This window comes from Mycobacterium sp. NTMscope_MAC_12 (assembly GCF_976985675.1).
This window is the reverse complement of record NZ_CDRJYY010000001.1, coordinates 2,003,531-2,030,324: the sequence shown is the minus strand read 5'-3', so window position 1 is coordinate 2,030,324 and position 26,794 is coordinate 2,003,531. Positions and strand designations below refer to the sequence as shown.

The 26,794-nt window shown below is 66.6% G+C and carries 5 protein-coding genes; all 5 read right to left on the bottom strand.

The genetic code is table 11. The features are described 5' to 3' along the window. Window positions 1-15 precede the first annotated feature (15 nt). The 5 genes from pks2 to AC0KS4_RS09300 all read right to left on the bottom strand — a co-directional run bounded on the left by pks2 (window position 16) and on the right by AC0KS4_RS09300 (window position 26,735). Entirely contained in the window at window positions 16-6,366 is a 6,351-nt protein-coding gene (gene pks2, locus AC0KS4_RS09320) for a sulfolipid-1 biosynthesis phthioceranic/hydroxyphthioceranic acid synthase (RefSeq protein WP_275254684.1), read from the bottom strand. A 491-nt stretch (window positions 6,367-6,857) separates the two neighbouring features. After that, window positions 6,858-8,366: an MFS transporter gene (locus AC0KS4_RS09315; protein WP_225326889.1), complete on the bottom strand. Its 1,509-nt coding sequence runs from the start codon at window positions 8,364-8,366 to the stop codon at window positions 6,858-6,860. 9 nt (window positions 8,367-8,375) lie between these two features. Beyond that, the gene (locus AC0KS4_RS09310; protein ID WP_225341279.1) at window positions 8,376-8,660 is read right to left on the bottom strand and encodes a hypothetical protein; all 285 of its coding nucleotides are present in this window, start codon (window positions 8,658-8,660) and stop codon (window positions 8,376-8,378) included. Then, on the bottom strand, window positions 8,644-26,484 hold the full coding sequence (locus AC0KS4_RS09305) for a non-ribosomal peptide synthetase (protein WP_238957911.1): 17,841 nt from the start codon (window positions 26,482-26,484) through the stop codon (window positions 8,644-8,646). Before AC0KS4_RS09305 ends, AC0KS4_RS09310 begins: the two co-directional genes overlap by 17 nt. A gap of 17 nt (window positions 26,485-26,501) precedes the next feature. Further along, window positions 26,502-26,735 carry an MbtH family protein gene (locus AC0KS4_RS09300; protein ID WP_225330361.1) on the bottom strand — a complete coding sequence of 78 codons (234 nt, stop codon included), beginning with the start codon at window positions 26,733-26,735 and terminating at the stop codon, window positions 26,502-26,504. Window positions 26,736-26,794 lie beyond the last annotated feature (59 nt).

The window sequence follows — 26,794 nt, the reverse complement described above, 5'->3', positions numbered from 1 at the left end:
CAAACCCTTTCAGCCTCACGCCGCGTCCGCGGGCGCCAGCTTTTCGCACAGCAGTTCCGCCAGACCGCGAATGGTGCCAATGGCGGCGATGTCGGCGGGCGTCACGCGGATGCCCGTTTCGTTCTGGATGCGGGTAAGTAGTTCGAGGCCGCCCAGCGAGTCGAGGCCGTACTCGGACAGCGGACGGTCGGGGTCGATGTTGCGACGCAGGATCAGGCTGACCTGGTCGGAAATCAGGCGCCGCAGCCGGGTAGGCCACTCGTCCAAGGCCAGCTCCTCGAGCTCGGCACGCAGTTTGCTTGTGCCCGTTGCGCTTTGCCCGTTGGAGCGGAACGCTTCGGCGAAGGGACTGCGCTGGGCGAAAGCGGTCAACCACGGTGTGCCCGTTATCGGGGCATAGCCCGTGCACGCGCGGTCGTGGCGCAGCAGCGCTTCCAACGCATAAGCGCCTTCGTCGGGAGCTATGGCGGCGGCGCCTTCGGCCAAGGCGGTGCCGCGCCCTATCTGCGCCCAGGCACCCCACGCGATCGCGGTGGCCGGCAGACCCCGAGCCCGGCGCCAGCGGGTGAAGGCGTCCAGCCAGCTGTTGGCCGCGGCGTAGGCACCCTGCCCGGGCGACCCCACCAGCGCGGCGGCCGAGGAGAACGAGCAGAACCAGTCCAATGGCTGCGAAGCGGTCGCGGTGTGCAAATTCCATGCACCGTAAACCTTTGGCGCCCAGTCACGCTCGATGAGCTCGTCGGTGATGTTGGTCAGCGTGGCATCCTCGATCACCGCCGCCAGATGCAGTACGCCGCGCACCGGAAGCCCGGTGGCGGTCGCCGTGGCCACCAAACGCTCAGCCGTGCCGGCCTCGACTATGTCGCCGCACTCCACCGCGACGTCGGCACCGATCGCGCGGATGCGCTCGATCGTCTCCCACGCCTGGGGAGTTGGTTGCGAGCGCGAGGACAGCACGATACGCCCGCAGCCGGCCCCCGAACCAGGCGAAGCCATCTTCTCGGCCAAGAACAGCCCCAGGCCGCCAAGCCCGCCGGTGATGATGTAGGCGCCATCGCGGCGGAAGACCCCGACCCGCTCCGGCGGCACCACGACGCGGCTGCGGCCGGTGTGCGGGACATCGAGCACGAGCTTGCCGGTGTGCTGGGCGCCGCTCATCGCCCGAATCGCGGTGGCGGCGTCGGCAAGCGGGTAGTGCGTGCTTTGCGGCATCGGCAACGAGCCGTCCGCGGTGAGCCGGCACACCGTGTTCAGCAAGTCTCGCAGCCGGTCCGGGTGGCTGAATGACATCAACGCCAGGTCAAGGGCGTAGAACGTCAGGTTGCGCCGGAACGGGAAGAGCCCCAATCGGGTGTCGCCGTAGATGTCGCGTTTGCCGATCTCGACGAATCGTCCACCGAATGCCAGCAATTCGATGCCCGCGCGCTGGGCGGCGCCGATGAGCGAGTTGAGCACGATGTCCACGCCATAGCCGTCGGTGTCACGGCGTATCAGGTCGGCGAACTCTACGCTTCGCGAGTCGTAGACGTGCTCAATGCCCATGTCGCGCAGTAATTGTCGACGTTGCTCAGTGCCGGCGGTGGCGAAGATCTCGGCACCCGCGGCCCGGGCGATGGCGATTGCCGCCTGTCCGACCCCGCCGGTCGCGGAGTGGATCAGCACCCGGTCACCGGACCCGATTCGGGCCAACTCGTGCAGCCCGTAATAGGCGGTGGCGTGCGCGGTCGTCACCGCCGCCGCCTGGTCATCGGCCAGGCCGGCCGGCAGCGTGACAGCCAGGCGCGCGTCGCAGGTGAGGAAGGTACCCCAGCAACCGTCGGCGCTCAGGCCCCCGACGTGATCACCCACCTTGTGGCCGGTCACGTCCGGTCCGACCGCGGTCACCACGCCGGCGAAGTCGGTGCCCAGCTGCGGTAGCCGACCCTCGAAAGCGGGGTAACGGCCGAACGCGACGAGAACGTCGGCGAAGTTGATGCTGGACGCGCTGACCGCGACCTCGATCTGTCCCGGTCCCGGTGGAACGCGGTCGCAGGCAACGAGTTCGAGTGACTCCAGATCGCCGGGGGTGCGGATCTGCAGCCGCATCCGGTCGCACTCGTGGTTGGCGACGGCGGTTTGTCGCTCCTCGGGGAGCAGTGGAGCAGGGCACAATCGCGCGTGGTACCACGCGCCGTTGCGCCAGGCGGTCTCGTCCTCCTCCGACCCGCAGAGCAGTTGCTGGGCCAGTTGCTCGGCATCGGTGGATTCGTCCACATCGATCTGGCTGGCGCCCAGATGCGGGTGTTCCATGCCGATCACGCGGACCAGGCCGCGCAGCCCGGCCTGCCCGAGGTTGGGCTCGTCGTTGGACACCACGGTTTGGGCGTTGCGGGTCACGACATACAAGCGCGGCGGTTCGCCAGGAAGGTCCGCCAACTCACGGGCGATGCGCACCAGATGTTGCACGTAGTCCCGGCCCAGAAGCGCACCCTGGTCGTCAGCGTCGCCGTTTTTCGGCCCGGTGAGAATCACCACACCGGTGAATCCATCGGCGCGCAAATGATTTCCGAGCTGCTCCGCATTTGAGATGTGGTCGATCTGCTGCGGCCACGACATCGTGGTGCAGTGCACCCCATGGTTTTTCAGGGCGTCGGCTAACGTGCTGGCCCCCACATCCGCGGTGGTGGTAGTGCTGATCAGCAGCCAGCTTCCGGCGTCGGTGTGGTCCGGCTCGGGCAATTCTCGTTGCCGCCATTCGATGGTCAGCAGCCGCTCGGCCATAACGCGATCCTTATTGCCGCTCTCGGACGCGCTGGCGCCCACTCGCAGCCCCCGCACGGTTACCAGGACTGCCCCGTGCTCGTCGAGCACGTCGATGTCGGCCTCGACGCCGGAGGTATCGGCTTTGGTCACGCGGGTGTAGCAGTAGTGAGCGTTGCGGGCAGCGCTGTAGGAGCGGAGTCGACGGATACCCAACACCAACCCCAGCGCACCTTCGCCCAGGGCCTGGACGTCCGGATGAGCTTCAACGGACTGGAAACAGGCGTCCAGCAGTGCGGGGTGCACGCCGTAAGCCGCTTGTTGCGAGCGGATTTGGCGGGGTAGCGCCACCTCGGCCAGGACGGTGCCGGTCGCCTCCTCGCCGGTGTGGACGTCTCCCAGACCGGCGAACGCGGGACCGTACTGAACTCCGCGTTGGTCCATGCGCCTGCGTACCTCGGCGCCGTCATCGCAACTTCCATGCTCGGCGAGCAGCGCGGGCACGTCATACGCGGGCGGCTGCTCATCCGCTGCGGCCCGGAGGACTGCGGCAGCATGCCGCGTGTGTTCGCCGCCCTGATTCGACTCGACGGTGAATTCGACGACGCCCGGGGAGGACAACGACGCCGAGGCGCCGATCGTGGTCTGCTCATCGAGCAGGAGCGCCTGCTCGAAGCGGATGTCACGAACCTCGACCGTCTCGCCCAGCACGGTACGCGCGGCGGCTAACGCCATCTCGCAGTAGGCGGCCCCCGGAAGCACGACCACATTGCGGATCTGGTGGTCGGCGAGCCAGGGCTGGGCGGCGGTGCCGACCTCGGCCTGCCACAAGTGGCGCTCGGGCTCCTCCTGCAGGTGCACGTGCGAGCCCAGCAGTGGATGTACCGAAACGGTGCAACCACCATGTGGTGGGGAGTCCTGACCGTCGCCGCTCAACCACAGCCGGCGGTGCGTCCAGGTCGGCAGCGGCGCGTCGACGAGCCGCCCGGTCGAATAGAGCACGGAGAAATCGACCGCGGCGCCCGCCCCGTGCAGATCCGCCACAAAGCCCAGCAGCCCGTGCGGAAGCGCTTGTTCGCGACGCATACCGGCCAGTGCGGCGATCGGCATCTCGCGACTGCGGGCGGTCTGCTCGAGGGCGCGGACCAGCAGGGGGTGTGGCGCCAGCTCGGCGAAGACCCGGTAGCCGTCCTCCAAAGCCGCCTGCACGGCCGTGGCGAATCGCACCATCCGGCGCATATTGTTCGCCCAGTAGCGGGCGTCGCAGATTGGCTGCTCGCGCGGGTCGAACAATGTCGCCGAGTAGTAGGGAACTTCCGGCGTCATCGGGCTGATCTCTGCGAGTACGTCGGTCAGCTCGCCCATGATCGGATCGACCTGGGGCGAATGGAAGGCGACATCGGTGGGGACCTCGCGCGCCATCACATCACGCTGCTCCCAGGCCGCGACCAGGTCGCGAACCGTTGGCGCGGCGCCGGCAATCACCGTGGACTGCGGCGAGGCCACCACCGCCACCACCACGTCGTTGATACCGCGTGCCGTCAGTTCCGAAAGCACTTGCTGCGCGGGCAATTCCACCGATGCCGTGGCTCCGGAACCGGCAACGCGGGACATCAGCCGCGAGCGGCGGCAGATCACCCGCACCCCGTCTTCCAGCGATATCGCACCCGCGACGACAGCTGCCGCGGCCTCGCCGAGGGAGTGCCCGATCACCGCGCCCGGGCACACTCCGTATGCCTTCATCGTCGCGGCCAGCGCGACCTGCATGGTGAACAGCGTCGGCTGGACCCGGTCTTGACCCGTCACGACCCGCGGCGCCGAAATCGCCTCGGTCACCGAGAATCCCGACTCCCGGGCGATCAGTGGCTCGGCTTGCGCGACGGTGGCGGCAAACACCGGTTCGGTCGCCAGCAGGTCTGCACCCATCGCCGCCCATTGCGAACCCTGCCCGGAGAACACCCAAACCGGCCCGCGGTCGTCCTGTCCGACCGCGGCCGGATACGGAGCATCGCCGTCGGCAACCTCGCGCAGAGCCACGACGAGCCCGGCGCGGCTATCCGCGATGACCGCGGTGCGTACCGGGCGGTGCGCGCGGCGGCGCGCCAGGGTGTAGGCCAGGTCGGGCAACGCCAGATCGTCATGTGCTCGCACCCAGTCGGCGAGCCGGCCGGCGGTGTGGCGCAGTTCATCGGCCGAGGTGGACGACAGCGGGAATATCAGCGGTTCCGTCGTCGACGATTCGGCCTGGGATACACCGGTTTTCACAGCCTGTTCGGGTGCTTGTTCGACGATGGCGTGCACGTTGGTTCCCGACAGGCCATACGACGACACCGCCGCCCTTCGTGGGTGGTGCCCGTTGGTGACCCAGGGTGTAGTCTCCTGCGGCACAAAGAGTTTCGTATCGATTTTGGCTAGGTCATCGGGTAACCGGGTGAAGTGCAGATTCCGGGGAACCACACCATGCTGCAGCGCGAGGATCGCCTTCATCATCCCGAGCGCTCCGGAGGCCGCCTGCGCATGGCCGAAGTTGGTCTTCACCGACGCCAGCGCGCAGGGGCCCTCGACGCCGTAAACGGTGGCCAGGCTGGCGTATTCGATCGGGTCACCCACCGGGGTGCCGGGCCCGTGCGCCTCGACCATGCCAACCGTGCCGGCGTCCACACCGGCGGCGGCCAAAGCCGCCTGATACACCGCGGTCTGCGCGGTCTTCGACGGGGTGGCGATGTTCACCGTATGACCGTCCTGATTTGCGGCCGTCCCGCGCACCACGGCAAGGATCCGATCACCGTCTCGTAGCGCGTCGGACAACCGCTTGAGTAGCAGCATCACGCTGCCCTCGCCGCCCACGAACCCGTCGGCCGCGACGTCAAACGCGTGGCAGCGTCCGGTCGGCGACAGCATGCCCTCGGCTGACCCCGCGGCGAACTTCCGCGGGTCCAACGCCAGCGTGGCGCCACCCGCCAGGGCGAGGTCGCTTTCGCCCTCGTGCAGGCTGCGGCAGGCCAGGTGTATCGCCGTCAGGCCGGACGAACACGCGGTGTCCACAGTCAATGCGGGGCCGTGGACCCCCAGCGCGTAGGCGATGCGCCCGGACGCCAGGCTGAAGTTGCTGCCGGAAAAGCCGTACGCGCCCTCCACGGAGTGGGCGTCGGCGGCCAGCAATTGGTAGTCGCCATGCGTCAATCCCATGAACACACCGGTCAGCGAGTCGGCGATTCGCTCCCGCGTAAGACCGGCGTGTTCCATGGCCTCCCATGAGGTCTCCAAAAGCAGCCGGTGTTGCGGATCCATCGCGGTCGCCTCCCGCTCGTTGATCCCGAAGAACTCGGGATCGAAGCCGGCGACGTCGTCGATGAATGCGCCCCACCGCGATACCGACCGGCCCGGCACACCCGGCTCGGGATCGTAGTACTCATCGGCATCCCAACGGTCGGGCGGGATTTCGGTAACCAGGTCGTCGCCGCGCAACAACGCCGCCCACAACTGCTCCGGCGAGTCGATAGCTCCGGGTAGGCGGCACGCCATGCCGATCACGGCAACAGGAGTGACAGGAACGGTGCCGATCGCGGGCGGAGATTCGGCCGCGGGCGAGCGCTGCATGACGTCGTCGATCGGGTATGTAGTCATTTCGCCTCCTCACAGCGACGGCCGAGCGGCTTGTCCGTTGCGCGCACACCGTCAGGTGCAAATGGAACTCGGAGACGGCGGCCATGCAGGATGAGCGATCGGCTGCCAGAGTCGTCGAACGTATTGATACTCACCAGTCCTCCAAAGTTCGCTTTTGCATGAGCCGAACAGATCGGTGCACTCGCTATTGCTGGCCGGGCGCTCTAAGGCATGGCCCGGAAGGACTCGACGATGTGCATGATCAGAGCGTCGTGGGTTTCAATCCTGTTGTCAGGCTTATTAAGTCGGTAGCGTAGTCAGGGCCGACACATAGAGTGGCGGGCGTAAGGCGACCGAGTGGTGGCCGTGTCTGCCGTAGACGTTTACGCAACCGAAAATAAGGTGCTAGCGAGGATTGCGTTCTGCAACAGTGGTTTTCGTCGAACGCGCCGGCTAGGCGGCTCTGCCGTGCAGCAGCCGCTCAGCGTTCAGCAGATGTAGCCGGCGTAGAGCTACCTCTCCCCTGCGTCGATGGACTCCTTGACTTCCTGCGCGCGGGCCACCTGCGCGGCGGTGTACCCGATCAGCAGCGCCACCCCACCGAGCAGCAAGACCACCCCGGCCAACCACAACAGGCCGTAGGTGTAGCCGCGGTCCAGCGCATGCAACTGCGCGGCGTTCATGGACTTCACCGGACCTACGGCGCCGCCCAGCCGCAGTGTGCGCGACGTGATGGCGGCCTGGATGATGACCAGCACCAGCGGTCCGCCCAAGGTCTGCAGCATTACTGCAATCGCCGAGGTCGGCCCGATCCGGTCGACGCCGACGCTGGCGATCACCGACAGCGTGAGCGGGACGAAGATCGCGCCGACACCAATAGCGCAAACGATGAGCGGCAAAACAAGATTCGGAAAGTACGGCATGCCGCGGTTGAAGGTCGAACCGTACAGCGTCGCGATCAGGATCAGGCTGCCGCTGGCGAGTACCACCACACGCGGCGGGAACCACATCACCAGCTTCGACGCCACACCCACCCCGATGGCCACCCCGATACCGAACGGGATGAAGGCCACACCGGCGCGCAGCGGACTGTAGCCCATGATGGTCTGCACATACATGCCGACCAGCACGGTCAGGCTGAAAAGGACGCCACCGCTGAGGAACATGGCCGCGAACGCGGCCAGCCGGTTGCGGTCGAAGAACAGGCCGAACGGCACGATGGGGCTCTCGGCGGTGCGCTCCGCCACGACGAACGCCACAAGAGCGGCCACAGCCACCAAGCCTGAACCGATCGTGATGGTCGACAGCCACCCCTCCTCCGGGCCCATCGACAGACCGAACACCGCGGCGGTACAGGTCAACGTGGCCAGGACGGCCCCGGTGGCGTCGAGCTTCATCCGCTCCTTCTGGGTTTCCTCCAGCATGATGGCGGCCAGGCAGATCACCGCCAGCCCGATCGGCACGTTCACCAAAAACGCCAGCCGCCACGACACGTCGGTCAGCGCCCCGCCCACCACCAGGCCCAGCACCCCGCCGAGACCCGACATCGCGCCGAACACCCCCGTTGCGACGTTACGTGCCGATCCCCTCGGGAACGTGGTCGCGATCAGCGCCAAATTGGTCGGTGCCATGATCGCCGAAGCCGCGCCGTGCAGCAGCCGTGCCGATATCAGGGTGCCCCCGTCCCAGGCGATGCCGCACAAGGTCGAGGCGAAAGTGAACAGCGCAACCCCGAGGATGAAAGCGCGCTTGCGGCCGATGGTGTCACCCAGGCGGCCACCCAACAGCATCAGGCCACCGAAGGTCAGCATGTAGGCGGTGATCACCCAGCTCCGCCCGGCGTCCGACAAGCCCAGCTCGTTCTGGATCCTGGGCAGCGCGAAGATCGCGACGGGGCCGTCCATCGCCACCATCAGCTGCATGCCGCCGATCGCGACAACCAGGGCGACGAACCGGCGAGACCGCAGCAAAGCCGGCAAATGCCTTTTCGTGGGGCGCAGCGTGGTCGGTTCGACGGACATCTCGAACCGCTACTTCGCTGCGGCGCTTTGACTGAGGATGGCGCCGAAACGCTCTTTGTCGCGGTACGTCGAGGCCCGGCCGAAAAAGTTTTCGAGCCGGAAGAGCAGGTTTCGTACGGTTTGAAAGAGCCAAATGCACGCTCCCACAACGGATCCCCGCCGCTGCGCATCGCTCATTGCCACGTTGCCGAGCAAATCATAATCGATTCTTTGCATGGAACCTGGCCCTCTTTGTGATGCCGACTTGTCCGAATCCTGGAAAGCGCTTTCGGTGCAATCATTCTGCGCGCGCACCTTCAGGTTCTAAGAGAATCTTGAGTTGTTGGCCATACAGGACGAGCGATGCGGGGTCCATCATTTCTTGGTGCCTACAGTCGACCGGGTATCTGTTTATGTCGCCCGTGACATAAGGACGCCAACTTTGCAGAAGAGGAGGCGAACTCTGATCGCCCTCGTCCCCCACAGCGGAAAATATGGTTATATCGCCATCGAAGACACCGGGTTCGTGGCCTTCAGACAACGCCCGATTATTCTCAATGTTCTGAACGCCCAAATCCAGAAGCGGTTTGTACCGAGCAAATTCGACTATTCCTTGTTCGCGAAGTAGTTCTTCAACCCGGTCATAAGTAAGCGGCTCATCCTGATCGGGAAGGTCTATACGACAGAACCGCAAAACCTCTGCTAGCACGTCCTGCTCGTTCAGGATTGGCAGAGTGGCACCGCTATCGATGAAGAGTAAAGCGTCGAGAAGGATAAGGTTTGCGATCGAGCATCCACGTCGCTGGAGCTCGGTGGCAATCTCATGGGCGACAACGCCTCCAAACGACCAGCCGAGAAGGTTGTAGGGCCCGGTAGGATCAACCGCTTGGATCCGATCGGCATAGTTTTTCGCCATATCGCAGATTGACGCAGCTCTAGCCTCGCCATTTTGCGGGTTTTGTTGAATTCCAATGATCGGGCAGTCCAAATAATTACCGAGCGCATAGTACGGCCAGACCAGGCCACTACCGGGATGAATGCAGAACAGCGGATCACCGGTACCCTCCTTGAGGAACTCAACCGGGACTACTTCCACCTCGGTGGCACCTTGACCTAACTGCTGGCTCAAGCTCCTAACGGACGGCGCGTGGAACAATGTGCGCACTGCGAGGTTCGCATCCAGGCTGGCGTTGATCGCGGCAATCAGGCGCATTGCCGATAGTGAGTCTCCGCCCAAATCGAAGAACGAGTCATCGACACCGACCCGCTCGAGCCCGAGGACTTGGGCATAGATGGCGGCCAGGATCTCCTCGGTGAGGGTGGCCGGGGCACGATACCGATCAACATCGGTGTATTCCGGTGCCGGCAGGGCGCGCCAGTCCAGTTTGCCGCTGACCGTCAACGGCAGCGCGTCGATCCCCACCACCGCCGCTGGCACCATGTAGGCGGGGAGCCGCTGACCCAACCGGGCACGAACATCGGCCGGGTCGGCGGTCCCGGTGATATAGCCGATCAGGCGCTTGTCACCGGGGCGGTCCTCGCGGGCGATCACGGCCGCCTGCTCCACCCCGTCGAGTGCGGCCAGCGCCGCGCGCACTTCACCGAGTTCGATGCGGAACCCGCGGACCTTGACCTGCTCATCGGCGCGTCCCAGATACTGCAGCTGCCCGTCGGCGCCCCAACGCACGAGGTCCCCGGTGCGATACATCCGTGTCCCTGGCGGCCCGAACGGGCAGGCCACAAACCGCGACGACGTCAACCCGGCCCGGCCCACATAGCCAATACCGACCCCGGCGCCGGCCACATACAACTCCCCGACCACCCCGACCGGCACCGGACGCAACCACTGGTCCAGCACGAACAACGCCGCGCCCGGTAACGGCGAGCCGATCGGCGGCACCCCCGAACCCGCGGCCAACGGCGCACTCCTGGACACACACACCGTGGTTTCGGTTGGGCCGTACTCATTGACCATCACCCGCCCCGGCGCCCACCGCGCCACCACCTCGGCCGGGCACGCTTCACCGGCCACCAGCAACGCCATCGACTCCAACCCCTCATGGGGGAGCATCGCCACCGCAGACGGCGACTGGCTTAATACACCGACCTGTTCAGCAACCAGCAAGGCGTGCAAGTCTTCCGGCGAGCGTGTAGCCGACTCGGGCACGATCACCAGCCGCCCGCCGTGCAACAACGAACACCAGATCTCTTCCACCGAGGCGTCGAAGGCCAAGGAATGCGACTGCGCCCACGAGTGTGCCTGCAGGTGGATATCCGGCGACCCGAACAGCTGGGTGACGTTGTGGTGGGTGATGGCCACGCCTTTGGGCACACCGGTGGTGCCAGACGTGTAGATGAGGTAGGCGATGTGGTCGGGAGCCGGCGCCGGCAGTGCCGTGCTGGGCTGGGCGTCGACAGCGGCGTCGTTGATGTCGATGACCCGCAGGTCGTACCCGTCAAGCCGGTCTGCCAGCTCGGTGGTGGTGATCGCAGCGATCGGCGCGGCGTCGGCCACGACGAATTCGATGCGCGCGTCGGGATGCGCGGGATCGATGGGCAGGTAGGCCGCCCCGGCCTTGAGCACCGCCAGTATCGCCACGACCGCCTCGGCGCAACGGTTGAACATGAGCGCCACACACTGCCCCGGGCCCACCCCATGACGGGCCAACAAGTGCGCCAATCGGTTCGACGCCTCATCGAGCTCTCGATAGGTCATCGAGTGGCCTTCGAAGGTCACCGCCAGCGCTTCGGGCGCGCGCGCGACCTGAGCGGCGAACACCGCCGGAATCGACAGCCCCGTCGCCGGCTGGGTCAACACCTCCCGGTTACCGGTCTTGTCCAGGTGGGCGTGCTCGGCGGCATCCAACAGGTCAACCGACGACAACCGCTGGCTGGGATCGGCGGTCATGGCCATCAACACCCGCTGCAGCCGTTCGATCAGCGCCTCGATGCTGGCCGCGTCGAACACATCGGTGCGAAACTCCACCGACCCGCCGATTCCGGCGGGCTCACCGCCGGAATTCCAGCGTTCGCCCACCGTGAATGTCAGGTCCATGCGGGCGACCTGGGTGTCCGCCGCCAGCGGTGTGACCTGCAGATCACCCAAGGCCAACCCGGCGGGGACCCCATCCTCCCGCGCGATGTTCTGCCAGGCCAACACCACCTGCACCAGCGGCTGATGGGCCAGGCTTCGGGTCGGGTTGAGCCGCTCCACGAGCACCTCGAAGGGCACATCTTGGTGCTCGTAGGCGGCCAGGCTCCGCGCCCGCACCTGATCCAACGTTTCGGTGAAGCTGGGATCGCCGGCCAAGTCGACCCGCAACACCAAAGTGTTGACGAAAAAGCCCACCAACCCATCGAGTGCGGGATCATCACGGCCGGCGATCGCGAATCCGACCGCCACATCACTGCTGGCGCTGAGCTTGGCCAGCAGCACCGCCAGGGCAGCCTGGATCACCATGAAGCTGGTCGCGTTGTGCTCGCGGGCCACACTGCGCACCCGCTGCTGCAGCTCGGCTGGCCAATCCACGACCACACTGGCGCCGCGGTAATCGGCCACCGGCGGATAAGGTCGGTCGGTCGGCAACGCCAGGCGCTCGGGCAGCCCGGCCAGCTCGTGCTCCCAATAAGCGAGCTGCGCAGCGATCGGGCTGTCGCTGACGGCCACGTCACCCAGCTGCGCGCGCTGCCACAGCGTGTAATCGGCATACTGCACCGGCAACGGCGCCCAACCCGGCGCCTGCCCGGCACACCGGCTGGCATAGGCCACCCCCAGATCAGCCACCAGCGGGGACATCGACAATCCGTCGGCGGCGATATGGTGTACCACGGCCACCAGCACGTGTTCGTCATCGGCGACGCGGAAAAGCCTTGCCCGCAACGGAATCTCAGTGGCGAGATCAAACGAGTGACGCACCGTGGGATCGATGGCCTCCTGCAGCCGGGCCGGCGGCCAGCCAGTGGCATCGACGACGTCCCAACGGAAGTCGGCGCGATCCGCCGGGATGACCACCTGTTGGGGTATCCCGTCGACCGCCGGGAACAGGGTGCGCAGGCTCTCGTGGCGGGCCACCACATCGGCCAGCGCCGCCCCCAACGCCTCGGCATCCAGGTTTCCGCTGAGCCGCAACGCCGCCGGGATGTTGTAGATCGGAGAAGGCCCCAGCAGCTGGTCGATAAACCACAACCGTTGCTGGGCAAACGACAACGGAATCAGCTCGGGCCGCTCCACCGCCACCAACGGCTCGCGTCGGTCCCCATCGCCACCGATGCGGAGCGCCAACTGGGCTACCGTGGGCGCCTCGAACACGGTGCGCACCGAAAGATCGGCATTCAGACCCATCTCAATCGCGGCGATCACCCGCATCGCCAGCAGCGAATCCCCACCCAAATCAAAGAAGGAGTCGTCGACGCCGACGCGTTCCAACCCCAGCACCTCGGCGAACACGCCGGTCAAGATTTCCTCGACCGGGCTAACCGGAGCGCGATAACTGGCATTCTGATACCCGGGGGCCGGCAGGGCGCGGGTGTCGAGTTTGCCGTTGGGGGTGAGTGGCAGCGCGTCCAACACCACCACCGCAACCGGCACCATGTATTCCGGCAACCGCTCGATCAGCGCGGTACGTAGCCCGCCGGAATCGACTGTCCCGGTGCTCGATTCGGTGATGTAGCCGACGAGGCGTTTGTCGCCGGGGCGGTCCTCGCGGGCGATGACGACTGCTTGCTCCACCCCATCCAGGGCGGCCAATGCGGACTGAATCTCCCCGAGTTCGATGCGATAGCCGCGGATTTTGACCTGCTCATCGGCACGCCCGAGGTAATCCAGCTGCCCATCGGCGCGCCAACACACCAAATCCCCTGTGCGATACATGCGTAGCCCCGGCGCCCCGAACGGACACGTCACAAAGCGCGAGGCGGTCAGTGCGGGTCGGCCCACATAGCCGGTGGCCACGCCGGCGCCGGCCACATACAACTCCCCGACCACCCCGACGGGCACCGGCCGCAGCCACCCATCGAGCACAAACAACGCCGCCCCCGAAACCGGCGCACCGATCGGCACCGCACCCGAGCCGGCCTTCAGCGGTGCGCTGATCGCCACACACATCGTGGTCTCGGTCGGACCATAGGCGTTGACCATCACCCGATTTGGCGCCCACCGATCCACCACCTCCACCGGGCACGCCTCACCGACCACCGCCAACGCCACCGACTCCAACCCCTCAACCGGCAACGCGGCCACCGCCGACGGCGTCTGCGTCAACACACTGACCCGCTGCTCAACGAGCACCCGGTGCAGCTCTTGCGGGGAAGCGGTCACCGGCTCGGGCACCACCACCAGCCGCCCACCGCGCAACAACGCACCGAAGATCTCCCACACCGACACATCGAACGCCAACGAATGACACAGCGCCCACACCCCCGCCCCAGGCAGGCCGGCATCCAACGACCCCAACAACTGCGTCACATTACGATGAGTAACCGCAACACCTTTGGGCACCCCGGTGGTGCCCGAGGTGTAAATCAGATACGCGACATCGTCGGGATCCGGCCCCGCCAACCCCGTGCTGGGCTGGGCCGCAACAGCGGGATCACCCACGTCGATGACCACCACGTCATACCCATCGAGACGCTCGACGAGCTCGCCGGTGGTGACCACGGCGATCGGTGCGGCATCGGCCAGCACAAACCCCATCCGCTCGGCCGGCACTCCCGGGTCGATCGGCAGATACGCCGCCCCCGTCTTGAGCACCGCCACGATCGCCACCACCGCCTCGACCGAACGCGAAAACAGCAGCGCCACAGCCTGTCCCGGCCCCGCACCCCGGCCCACCAACACCTGCGCCAACCGATTCGATACCTCATCCAACTCCCGATAAGTCACCGACACGCCCTCGCCCACCAACGCCACAGCATCCGGCGTCCGTGTCACGTGGGCGGCGAACAATGCCGGCACCGACATCGGAACGCTCTGCGGGCTGGCTAAAACCGCTGTATTACCAAGCTCTTCCAGCCGGGCATGCTCACCCGCGTCGAGCACATCCACCGACGAGAGCCGCCCGGCGGGATCGGCCGCCATCGCCACCAACACCCGCTCCAACCGCGCGATCAACGCCTGGATGGTGTCCGCGTCGAACACGTCGGTGCGAAATTCGACCTGCCCCGAAATCCCGGCGGGCTCGCCGGTGTCGGTCCAGCATTCTTTGAGGAAGAAGACCAGGTCCATTTTCGCGGTCTGGGTATCCTCGAGCAGCGGCGTGACCTGAAGATCACCCAAAGTCAGCCCGGCCGCGGGGACGTTGACTTGCCCAGGGAAGTTGTTCCAGCCCAACATCACCTGAACCAGCGGGTGATGGGCCAACGATCGGGTGGGGTTGAGCCGCTCCACGAGCACCTCGAAAGGCACATCCTGGTGCTCGTAGGCGGCCAGGCCGCGTGCTCGCACCTGGGCCAGCAGCTCGGCCACGGTGGGGTCACCGGCCAGATCGACGCGCAGCACCAAGGTGTTGACGAAAAAACCCACCAGCTCATCCAGCGCGGGATCGCGGCGCCCGGCGATCGCGAACCCGACCGCCACATCGCTGCTGGCGCTGAGCTTCGACAGCAGCACCGCCAGGGCGGCCTGCGTCACCATGAATCCGGTCGCGTTGTGCTCGCGGGCCATCCGCGCGATCTGCTGCTGCAACAACGCCGGCCACTCGACGGTCACCCTGGCGCCGCGCTGATCGGCCACCGGCGGGTAGGGCCGGTCGGTGGGCAGCTGCAGCCGCTCAGGCATCCCGGCCAGCGTCTGCTCCCAGTAGGCGAGCTGCGCAGCGATGCGGCTTTCGGTGTCATCGAGATCACCGAACTGCGCGCGCTGCCACAGCGTGTAATCGACATACTGCACCGGCAATGGCGCCCAATCCGGCGCGCGCCCCGCGCACCGGCTCGCATAGGCCACACTCATGTCACGCACCAGCCGGGTCGTCGACCAGCCATCCGCGGCGATTTCGTGCACGACCGCCACCAGCACGTGTTCGTCGTCGGCGACGCGGAAAAGCCATGCCCGCGACGGGATTTCGGTGGCCAGGTCAAACCGGTAGCGCACCGCGGCGCGGAGGGCTTCCTCCAGGCGGGCGGCCGGCCACTCGGCGGCATCGATGACCTCCCAGCCGAAGTTGGCCTGCTCGGCGGGCACCACCAGCTGCTGCGGGATCCCCTCGGCCGCCCGGAACATGGTGCGCAGGCTCTCGTGGCGGCCCACGACATCGACCAGCGCCGCACCCAGCGCGTCGGCATCGAGGTGCCCACTGAGCCGCAACGGCAGCACGACGTTGTAAAGCGGTGACGGCCCCTGCAACTGGTCGATGAACCACAACCGGCTTTGGGCAAACGACAACGGAATCACCGGCGGCCGCTCAACCGGCAGCAGCGGCTCCAGTCCTCCTCCCTTACCGATGAGGGGCGCCAACTGGGCGACCGTCGGCGCCTCGAATACGGCACGCACCGAAAGATCGGCATCCAGATTGGTGTTCACGGCGGCGATCAGGCGCATCGCGGACAGCGAATCCCCACCCAGGTCGAAGAACGAGTCGTCGACCCCGACCTTGTCGATCCCCAGCACCTCGGCATAGATTCCGGCGACGATTTTTTCGGTCTGGGTCTGCGGCGCCCGGAATGCCGTGGTGGCAAACACCGGTGCCGGCAAGGCCTTTCGGTCGATCTTGCCCGAGGATGTCATCGGGAACTCGTCGAGCACCACAATGTGCGTCGGCACCATGTATTCGGGCAACCACGCGCTCAACTGCTGACGCACCGCGGTGATTTTGGTGTTGGTCTGCGGGTCATTGGCGCAACTCGTGACTCGGTGGGGCCCGTCAGGCGGCAGATACAGATCGGTCAGCGCCGAGGTCTGCTCAGCGTCAGCCGCAGTGATGAACACCGCGTCCACGGTGCCCGGCTGGGCGCCCCAGGTGACCGCGACGTGATATCCGGCGCTCTCACCAAGGCCGTGCAGTTGTTCTGGGACAACGGCATCGGCACCGTCGGCGAGGGCCAATGCGTCGGCAAGCGCCAGTCCGTCGACAAGGGCGTGTTCGATGTGGACGTCGCTGATCAGTCCCGCGCGGGGGATCTCGGTAATGCGGACAGTGTGGGGACGCTGGGCTACCAACCGGTCGTGCAGCCCGCGCAGGCCGGCGCACTGGGCCCACGCCCAGCTGTCTGCGCCGGCCAGTGAGCGCACCGGTGCGGGGGATTTATAGATGACGAGGTCGTAGCGATACCGGTTGAGTTCGTTGTCGGCCATCCCGCGCTTGACTTCGATATCCAGCCCGGCCACCGATGCATGGCCGGCAGCCCAGTTAGTGAAATACTCTGGGGCCAAAAGCAATTCGGCTTCGCCGAGCATGGCGCGCTGAACTCGTTGGCGAATCTCGTCGGCGTCGGCGTCGCCGTCGGCGGTGCGGGCGAGCGCGATGCCGGTTTGAAAAGCGCCCTGCAGGCTGTGGTTGCGCACATCGCCGATGAACAGTGCCCCGCCCGCTGCCAGTAACCGCATCGCGACCGCCAGCACATCGCTCAGATACCGCGCGCTCGGGAAGTACTGCACCACGGAGTTGAGCACCACCAGATCGAAATGGCCCTCCGGCAACCCATCGGCGACATCGGCGGGCTGCACCCGCAACCGCACCCGATCCCCCCACGACTGCCCGGCCACGTCGGCCTGCAGCCTCTGGATCGTCGGCGCGGAGAAGTCCGTAGCCCAGTACTCGGCGCAGACCGGGGCCAACTGGGAAAGCAACAGCCCCGAACCGACGCCGATCTCCAGCACCCGCGCGGGATGCAACTGAAGGATCCGATCCACCGTGGCCGAACGCCACTCCCTCATCTGTTCGAGCGGGATCGGATCGTCGGTGTAGCTGCTGTTCCAGCCGCGGAAATCCATGCCGAATTCCGGCGCGTCCACGTCAGCGGCATACGCCTCGTCATACAGGTGTTGCCACGCTTCGACGGTTTCGGCGTCGTGTTCGGCGGTGGTGGTCTGCTCGAGGGTGACATAGGCGACCAGATGCGAGCCGGTTCCGCTCTCATGCACGGTGGCGGCCGCCCGGGCAACCTGCGGGCAGCCCAGCAGGGTGTTTTCGATTTCGCCCAGTTCGATGCGGTGTCCGCGCAGCTTGATTTGTGCGTCGGCACGGCCGAGATAGTCCAGGGTTCCGTCGAGCGCCCAGCGCACCAGGTCGCCGGTGCGATACAGCCGCGCGCCCGCGGGCCCGTAGGGATCGGCCACGAACCGTTCCGCGGTCAGACCCGCCCGGCCCAGATAGCCGCATGCCACCGCCGGTCCGCCCAGATACAACTCGCCGACCACCCCGATCGGGGTCGGGTTCAGCCGCGCGTCGAGCACCAGTGCGCGCATCCCGGGGAGCGGGGTGCCGATGCGGACCGGCTGCCCCGCCGACAGCGGCGCCGTGGTGGCCCAGATAGTGGCCTCGGTGGGGCCGTAGCCGTTGAACATGCGGCGCCCCGGCGCCCACGCGGCCACCAACTCGTCGGGGCAGGCCTCACCGCCGACGATCAAGGTGGACAACACATCTAACCGGCTCCGATCCAGCGACGACAGCAACGTCGGGGTCATCACCGCCGCGTTGACCCGTTGCTCCTGCAGCAATGCGGTCAAAGCCTCGCCGGCGTACACCTCCGGCGGCGCAACCACCAACGCTCCCCGCGATCCCACCGCGACCAATAACTCACCGAGCGCGGCGTCAAATGTCGGGGAGAGCACAGCCAGCATGCGGGTATCCGGGCCCAGCCCAAACGGTTCGCGGTGCGCCGCGGCTACCCCGGGCAGACCGCCGTGGGTGACCGCCACCCCCTTCGGGGTGCCGGTGGACCCCGACGTGAAGATCACATAGGCGGTGTTCTCCGGTCCCAACGCCGCCAGTCGGTCGGTGTCGGTGATCGGCTCGGCGCATCGCCCGGACAGGTCCAGGCCGTCGATGCGCAGCACCGGGCGCGCCCCGGCGCCGGCCACGGTGTCGGCATCGCCGGTCAACACGCACACCGCGCCCACCGAGTCCAGCACCGTGGCGATCCGCTCGACCGGGTGAGCGGGGTCCACCGGGACATACACGCCGCCGGCTTTCAGGACCGCCCAGCACGCCACCACCAGCTCCGCGGACCGGCCGATCGCCACGCCCACCGCGCGTTCCGGGCCGACCCCCGCCTCGATCAGCACCCGCGCCAGCCGCGTCGACCACGTGTCGAGTTCGCGATAGGACAAGCTCCGGGCGCGATCGACGACCGCCACCGCGTCCGGGTCGGCGGCCACCGCCGCGTCCAACAACTCCGGCGCCACCCCCGCCGGTGCCCCGACCCCGGCGCCAGACCACCGCGACAGCACCAGATCACGCTCGTCGGGATCCAGTAACGCCAGATCACCCACCACCGCCGACGCATCCGTCACGACGGCTTCGATCACCCGTGTGAACCAGGTGACGAAGCGCTCGATGGTGGCCCGGTCATACAGGTCCGTGGCATAGGTGACGACCCCGGCGGCCATCGGCGCGGTCGGGTCCTCGGAGGGCACCTCCCGCAGATCGACATCCAGATCGAATTTGGCGGTGCGGCTGTCCACCGCCAGTGGCTCGACGGTGACCCCGTCGAGCGCCACCTCGGGGCGCACATTGTTCTGGAACGCCAGGGCCACCTGGAATAGCGGATGATGCGCCGTGGAGCGCACGGGGTTGAGTTGCTCGACCAGCCGCTCGAACGGCACATCCTGGTTGCTGTAGGCGTCCAGCGCCTTCTGGCGCACCTGCTCGAGCACATCGCTGAACCGCTGTGCAGAGTTGACACCGACCCGCAGCACCCAGGTGTTGACGAAGAACCCGACCAGCTCATCGAGCGCCGCATCCATCCGTCCGGCGATCGGGGTGCCCATCGTCACGCCCTCGCCGGCCCCGGCCCGGTGCAACACCACCACCATGGCCGCCTGCAACACCATCGAGGCGGTCGCGTTATGCGCCGCCGCCAACGCCTTGATCCCCGCCCACAGTCTCGGGTCGAGGTGCATGTCCACGGCATCACCGCGGTAGCTGGGCACCGGCGGGCGCGCCCGGTCCGCCGGCAGCGACACCACCTCGGGCAGATCAGCCAACTCCTGCCGCCAATAAGCCAACTGCCCGGCGATCACGCTGTCGGGATCAGACTCGACGCCCAACCAATCCCGTTGCCAGAGCGTGTAATCGGCGTACTGCACCGGCAATGGCGCCCACTGCGGGGCCTGGCCCCGCCGCCGCGCCAGATAGGCCTGGCCGATGTCCCTGGCCATCGGCGCCAGTGACCACCCGTCAAAAGCGATGTGGTGCACCACAATCCCCACGACATGCTGTCCGGGGCCCACCGCATAGATCTGCGCACGAATCGGGATCTCGGTCGCCAGATCGAACCGGTACCCCGCCAGCGCCACCAATTCGCCGATCAGATCCTGCTCCGGCAATGACACCACTGCTGGGCCCCCGCGCCGCCACATCCCGGCCTCGGCCGGCAGCACCTGCTGGAACGGCACACCGTCGATGTCGGGAAATATGGTGCGCAGCGCCTCGTGGCGGGCGATCACATCATCGACGGCCGCCGTCAACGCCTCGACATCCAGCGCCCCGCTGATCCGGAACGCGGTCGGCATGTTGTAGGTCGCCACCCCGCCCTCGAACCGGTCAAGGAACCACAACCGGCTCTGCGCATACGACAACGGCACCATCGTCGGCCGCGCGCCGGCCACCAACGGCTTGCGCCCTTCCCCGTCCAAGCCGATACGGGGCGCCAACTGGGCGACGGTGGGCGATTCGAACACGGTGCGCACCGCAAGGCCGGCGTCGAGGGTCTTGTTGATCGCGGCGATGACCCGCATCGCCGAGAGCGAATCGCCGCCCAAATCAAAGAAGGAGTCGTCGATCCCGACCCGCTCGAGGCCGAGTACCTGGGCGTAGATGTTGGCCAGGATCTCCTCGGTGGGGGTGCTCGGGGCGCGGTAGCGATCGCCCTCGGTGTATTCGGGTGCCGGCAGGGCCCGGGTGTCCAGTTTGCCGTTGACCGTCAGCGGCAGCGCGTCGATCACCACCACCGCCGCCGGAACCATGTAGGCGGGGAGCCGCTGACCCAACCGGGCCCGAACAACGGCCGGGTCAGCGGCTCCAGTGATATAGCCGATCAGGCGCTTGTCACCGGGGCGGTCCTCGCGGGCGATCACGGCCGCCTGCTCCACCCCGTCGAGTGCGGCCAGCGCCGTGCGGATTTCGCCGAGTTCGATGCGGTACCCGCGGACCTTGACCTGCTCGTCGGCACGCCCCAGGTAATCCAGCTGCCCGTCGGCGCCCCAACACACCAGGTCCCCGGTGCGATACATCCGTTGGCCCGGCGCTCCGGCGCCGCCGAACGGGCAGGCCACGAACCGCGACGCGGTCAGACCCGCCCGGCCCAAGTATCCGTACGCCAGCCCGCCGCCGGCCACATACAACTCCCCGACCACCCCGACCGGCACCGGACGCAACGACGCATCCAGCACAAAGAAGCCAAGATGCACCAACGGCACCCCGATGGGGCTGACACTGCGGTCGACGTCGACGACGCTGATCTCGCGGAACGAGGCATGCACCGTCGTTTCGGTGATGCCATACATGTTGATAAGCCGCGGTGATCGGCGGTGGCGGTCCAACCAGGTTCCCAGGCGCTGGGGTTCGAGCGCCTCGCCGCCGAACACCACCGTCTCCAGCCTCAGCTGAGGTCCCAGCTCGGGTGCGCGCGCTTCGGCGGTTTGCAGCGCATAAAACGCCGACGGCGTCTGACTCAATACGCTGACCTGTTCGGCGATCAGCAACGCGTGCAGGTCTTCGGGTGAGCGTGTCACGGACTCGGGCACCACCACCAGCCGCCCACCGTGCAACAGCGCACCGAAGATCTCCCACACCGAGTAGTCGAAGGCCAGCGAATGGCACTGCGTCCACACCTGCTCTGGCGACAGTTCCAGGTCGGCGCTCAGCGCCGTCAGCAGCCGGGTCACGTTGTGATGGGCGACGGCCACCCCCTTGGGCACCCCGGTGGTGCCGGAGGTGTAAATCAGGTAAGCGATCTCGTCGGGGGCCGGCGCCGGCAGGCTCGTGCACGAGCAACCGGAAATGCGCGGGTCTCCGACGTCGACAACCGGCAGGCCACAGCCGTCGAACCGGTCGGCCAGTCCATTGGTGGTGATCGCGGCGATCGGTGCGGAGTCGGCGACCATGAACTCCATCCGCTCGGTCGGATGCGCCGGATCGATCGGCAGATACGCCGCCCCGGTCTTGAGCACCGCCATCACCGCCAGGACCGCCTCGGCCGACCGCGGCAACAGCAGCGCCACACACTCCCCCGGGCCGGCGCCCAGGGCGACCAGCAGATGCGCCAACCGGTTCGACGCCTCATCGAGCTCTCGGTAGGTGCTCGAGTGACCTTCGAAGGTCACCGCCAGCGCTTCGGGCGCGCGCGCGACCTGAGCGGCGAACACCGCCGGAATGGACGCCGCGGTTGGGACCGTCCGGGCCAACACCGCCCGGTTACCGGTCTTGTCCAGGTGGGCGTGCTCGGCGGCATCCAGCACATCCATCGACGACAACCGCCGGGTGGGATCGGCGGTCATGGCCGCCAATACCCGCTGCAGGCGCTCGATCAACGCCTCGATGCTGGCCGCGTCGAACACATCGGTGCGAAACTCGACATCCCCGGCGATCCCGGCGGGGTCACCGGCCTCGGTGAACCGTTCGGCCAGCGTGAATGTCAGATCCATGCGTGCCGACTGAGTGGCCACTGGCAAACGCGTGACCTGTAGATCGCCCAGGTCCAGCCCGGCGGCGGGGTCGCTGGTGTGCCCGGGGAAGTTCTGCCAGGCCAACACCACCTGCACCAACGGGTGATGGGCCAGGCTTCGGGTCGGGTTGAGCCGCTCCACCAGCACCTCGAAGGGCACGTCCTGGTGCTCGTAGGCGGCGACGCTGCGCGCCCGCACGTGCGCGAGCACATCGGCCACGGTGGGATCGCCGGCCACATCGACGCGCAGCACCAGGGTGTTGATGAAAAACCCGACCAGCTCGTCGAGCGCTGGGTCGCGCCGCCCGGCGATCGCGAATCCGACCGCCACATCACTGCTGGCGCTGAGCTTGGCCAGCAGCACCGCCAGGGCGGCCTGGATCACCATGAACTTGGTCGCGTTGTGCTCGCGGGCCACCTGTGCAATCCGCTGCTGCAGCTCGGCTGGCAAATCCACGACCACGCTGGCGCCGCGGTAATCGGCCACCGGCGGATAAGGTCGGTCGGTGGGCAACGCCAGGCGCTCGGGCAGCCCGGCCAGCTCGTGCTCCCAATAAGCGAGCTGCGCAGCGATCGGGCTGTCGCTGACGGCCACGTCACCCAGCTGCGCGCGCTGCCACAGCGTGTAATCGGCATACTGCACCGGCAACGGCGCCCAACCCGGCGCCTGCCCGGCACACCGGCTGGCATAGGCCAGTCCCAGATCACGCACCAGCGCGGTGATCGACCAGCCATCCGAAGCGATGTGGTGCACCACCGCCACCAGCACGTGCTCGTCGTCGGCGACGCGGAAAAGCCTTGCCCGCAAGGGGATTTCGGTGGCCAGATCGAACGTGTAACACGCTGCGGCGTTAACCGCCTCACTCAGCCGCCCTGCCGACCAGCCGGTGGCATCACTGATCTGCCAGCCGAAATCGACTTGTTCGCTTGGGATAACCACCTGCTGCGGTGTTCCGTTAGGCGCCGCAAACAGCGTACGGAGGCTCTCATGGCGGGCGACCACATCGGCCAGCGCCGCCCCCAACGCCTCGGCATCCAGGTTTCCGCTGAGCCGCAACGCCGCCGGGATGTTGTAGATCGGAGAAGGCCCCTGCAATTGGTCGATAAACCACAACCGTTGCTGGGCAAACGACAACGGAATCAGCTCGGGCCGCTCCACCGCCACCAACGGCTCGCGTCGGCCCCCATCGCCACCGATGCGGAGCGCCAACTGGGCTACCGTGGGCGCCTCGAACAGGGTGGGTACCGAAAGATCGGCGTCCAGGCTGGTGTTGATTGCGGCAACCAGGCGCGTCGCGAGCAGCGAGTCGCCACCCAAATCGAAGAACGACTGGTCGACCCCGACGCGCTCGATGCCGAGCACGTCGCCGTAGATGCCGGCCAGGATTTCCTCGACCGCGCTGGCCGGAGGGCGATAAACGGCATTCTGGTATTCGGGTGCGGGGAGAGCGCGGGTGTCGAGTTTGCCGTTGGGGGTGAGTGGCAGCGCGTCCAACACCACCACCGCAACCGGCACCATGTATTCCGGCAACCGCTCGGTCAGCTGGGGGCGGATCTCGGTCGGGTCCGCGGTCCCGGTGATGTAGCCGACGAGGCGTTTGTCGCCGGGGCGGTCCTCGCGGGCGATGACGACTGCTTGCTCCACGCCATCCAGGGCGGCCAATGCGGACTGAATCTCCCCGAGTTCGATGCGATAGCCGCGGATTTTGACCTGCTCATCGGCACGCCCGAGGTAATCCAGCTGCCCATCGGCGCGCCAACACACCAAATCCCCGGTGCGATACATGCGTAGCCCCGGCGCCCCGAACGGACACGCCACAAAGCGCGAGGCGGTCAGTGCGGGTCGGCCCACATAGCCGGTGGCCACGCCGGCGCCGGCCACATACAACTCCCCGACCACCCCGACGGGCACCGGGCGCAGCCACCCGTCGAGCACAAACAACGCCGCCCCCGAAACCGGCGCACCGATCGGCACCGCACCCGAGCCGGCCTTCAGCGGTGCGCTGATCGCCACACACATCGTGGTCTCGGTCGGACCATAGGCGTTGACCATCACCCGATTTGGCGCCCACCGATCCACCACCTCCACCGGGCACGCCTCACCGACCACCGCCAACGCCACCGACTCCAACCCCTCAACCGGCAACGCGGCCACCGCCGACGGCGTCTGCGTCAACACACTGACCCGCTGCTCAACGAGCACCCGGTGCAGCTCTTGCGGGGAAGCGGTCACCGGCTCGGGCACCACCACCAGCCGCCCACCGCGCAACAACGCACCGAAGATCTCCCACACCGACACATCGAACGCCAACGAATGACACAGCGCCCACACCCCCGCCCCAGGCAGGCCGGCATCCAACGACCCCAACAACTGCGTCACATTACGATGAGTAACCGCAACACCTTTGGGCACCCCGGTGGTGCCCGAGGTGTAAATCAGATACGCGACATCGTCGGGATCCGGCCCCGCCAACCCCGTGCTGGGCTGGGCCGCAACAGCGGGATCACCCACGTCGATGACCACCACGTCATACCCATCGAGACGCTCGACGAGCTCACCGGCGGTGACCACAGCGATCGGTGCGGCATCGGCCAGCACAAACCCCATCCGCTCGGCCGGCACTCCCGGGTCGATCGGCAGATACGCCGCCCCCGTCTTGAGCACCGCCACGATCGCCACCACCGCCTCGACCGAACGCGAAAACAGCAGCGCCACAGCCTGTCCCGGCCCCGCACCCCGGCCCACCAACACCTGCGCCAACCGATTCGATACCTCATCCAACTCCCGATAAGTCACCGACAGACCCTCGCCCACCAACGCCACAGCATCCGGCGCGCGCGTCACGTGGACGGCGAACAACTCGGGAATCGACACCGGCGCGATCGCCGACTCGGTCAGCACCGCCCGGTTACCGATCTCACCCAACCGGACACACTCACCCTCACCGAGCACATCCAGCGACGACAACCGCCCGGCGGGATCGGCCGCCATCGCCACCAACACCCGCTCCAACCGGCCGGTCAAATCGCGGACGTCACAATGAGAAAGCCATTGCCCGGCGCCCCCGAACCCACTCGTCTTCGCGCCCGGCTGCAGGCCGAGAAACAGCCGATCATGGTCGCTGAAAAAGTCCAGCCCACATTGATCGACGAGATTCGTATGGGTCAGGGTGCCCGAAATCGTAGCACCGGCAATATTCGCCAGATTTGTGGTCGGAATGAAATTGAGAATTACGCGATTCGAGCCCTGGGCGGAGCCGCGGGGCCGCTTGTAGTCAATAAGGTGGACCGGGAACCGCTGATGGTCCAGCGCTTCTCGCAGTCGCGTGTCGACATGTTCACAAAAACTGGCAACCGTGGACCCCGGCGAGGCTTTCAGCGCCAGTGGGACGAACCCGGTAATCATTCCGGGCACCGTCTGTGTCTCCGGACGCACCCGCCTGCTTACCGGAAAATCGAACACCACGTCCGAACTCTCGACGCCGCACCCGCCCACCAGCAGCGCGCATGCCGCAGCGATCACCGACGAGCGACGCACCCCCAACGCCTGCGACAACTCTCGGATCCCGGCGACGGCAACAGGATCCAATTCCACCGGTGCAGATGGTTCATAGGGATCACGTCCGTCCGCGGCGGACGCCAACTGATAGCTCGGTTCGCTTTCGGCCGGCAGGTTCTTGGTCCAGTAGGCCTGATCATCGAGATAATCGGTGGACGCTTCGTATTCTGCTTCGCACGCAATGAGATCACTTAGCGACCCAAAAAAAGCGGGGGGAATCGGCGCGCCCGAAGCCATGGCATTGTAGACATCTCCGATCCGATGGCAGACAAGAGCGAGGCCGATTCCGTCGGCCACTATATGGTGGCAGCATACGTAGAGATAAAATTCATCTGGCCGCGTCTGCATCAACGCAAATTTGAACAGGGGCCCACTGAGCGGCATTACCGCGCCCTGAATCGAGGATGCCAGCCGATAGGCTTCCTGGACAGGATCCTGCGAGCCCATGAGCTCATAGCGAGCAAGCTCAACATCTGGGTAATCAACCGTCGTTTGAAAAACCTGGGCATCCACCTGGAAAAAGGCGGCTCTAAGCGGTTCGGCCTCGCGCACCACTTGACGGATCGTGTGCTCGAGCAACCAAGGGTCTATGGTGCCCGCGATTCGCAGAAGGTAGCCCAGCTGCCACCTCGCACCGCGGCGATCCGTTTCCTGCGCAAGCCATATATCCAGTTGCCCGCGCGTCAGCGGGAATGGCCCACCATCAGGTTCCGTCAGTTGTTCGCGCCCAAGCGGCAGCGCCCGGTCATCGATCGTCATCGGATAGCCTTTGCGGTTTACGTGCCGGAAGCCTGGCGCTGTGCCGCCAGCCTGCTGCGTAGAGTCTTCGGCCGGATATCGGGCCAGTTCTGTTCGATGTACTCGAGGCACGCGGCGCGATCCGCTTCGCCGTAAACCATCTCCCAGCCGGCTGGTACCTCGGCGAATGCCGGCCATAGGCTGTGCTGTTCTTCGTCGTTGATCAAGACGAAAAAGCTGCCAGTGTCGTCGTCGAACGGATTGATACTCACCGGTCCTCCAAATTTCGTTGTGGCATGAGCCGAACAGTTCGGTGCACTAACTGTTTCCG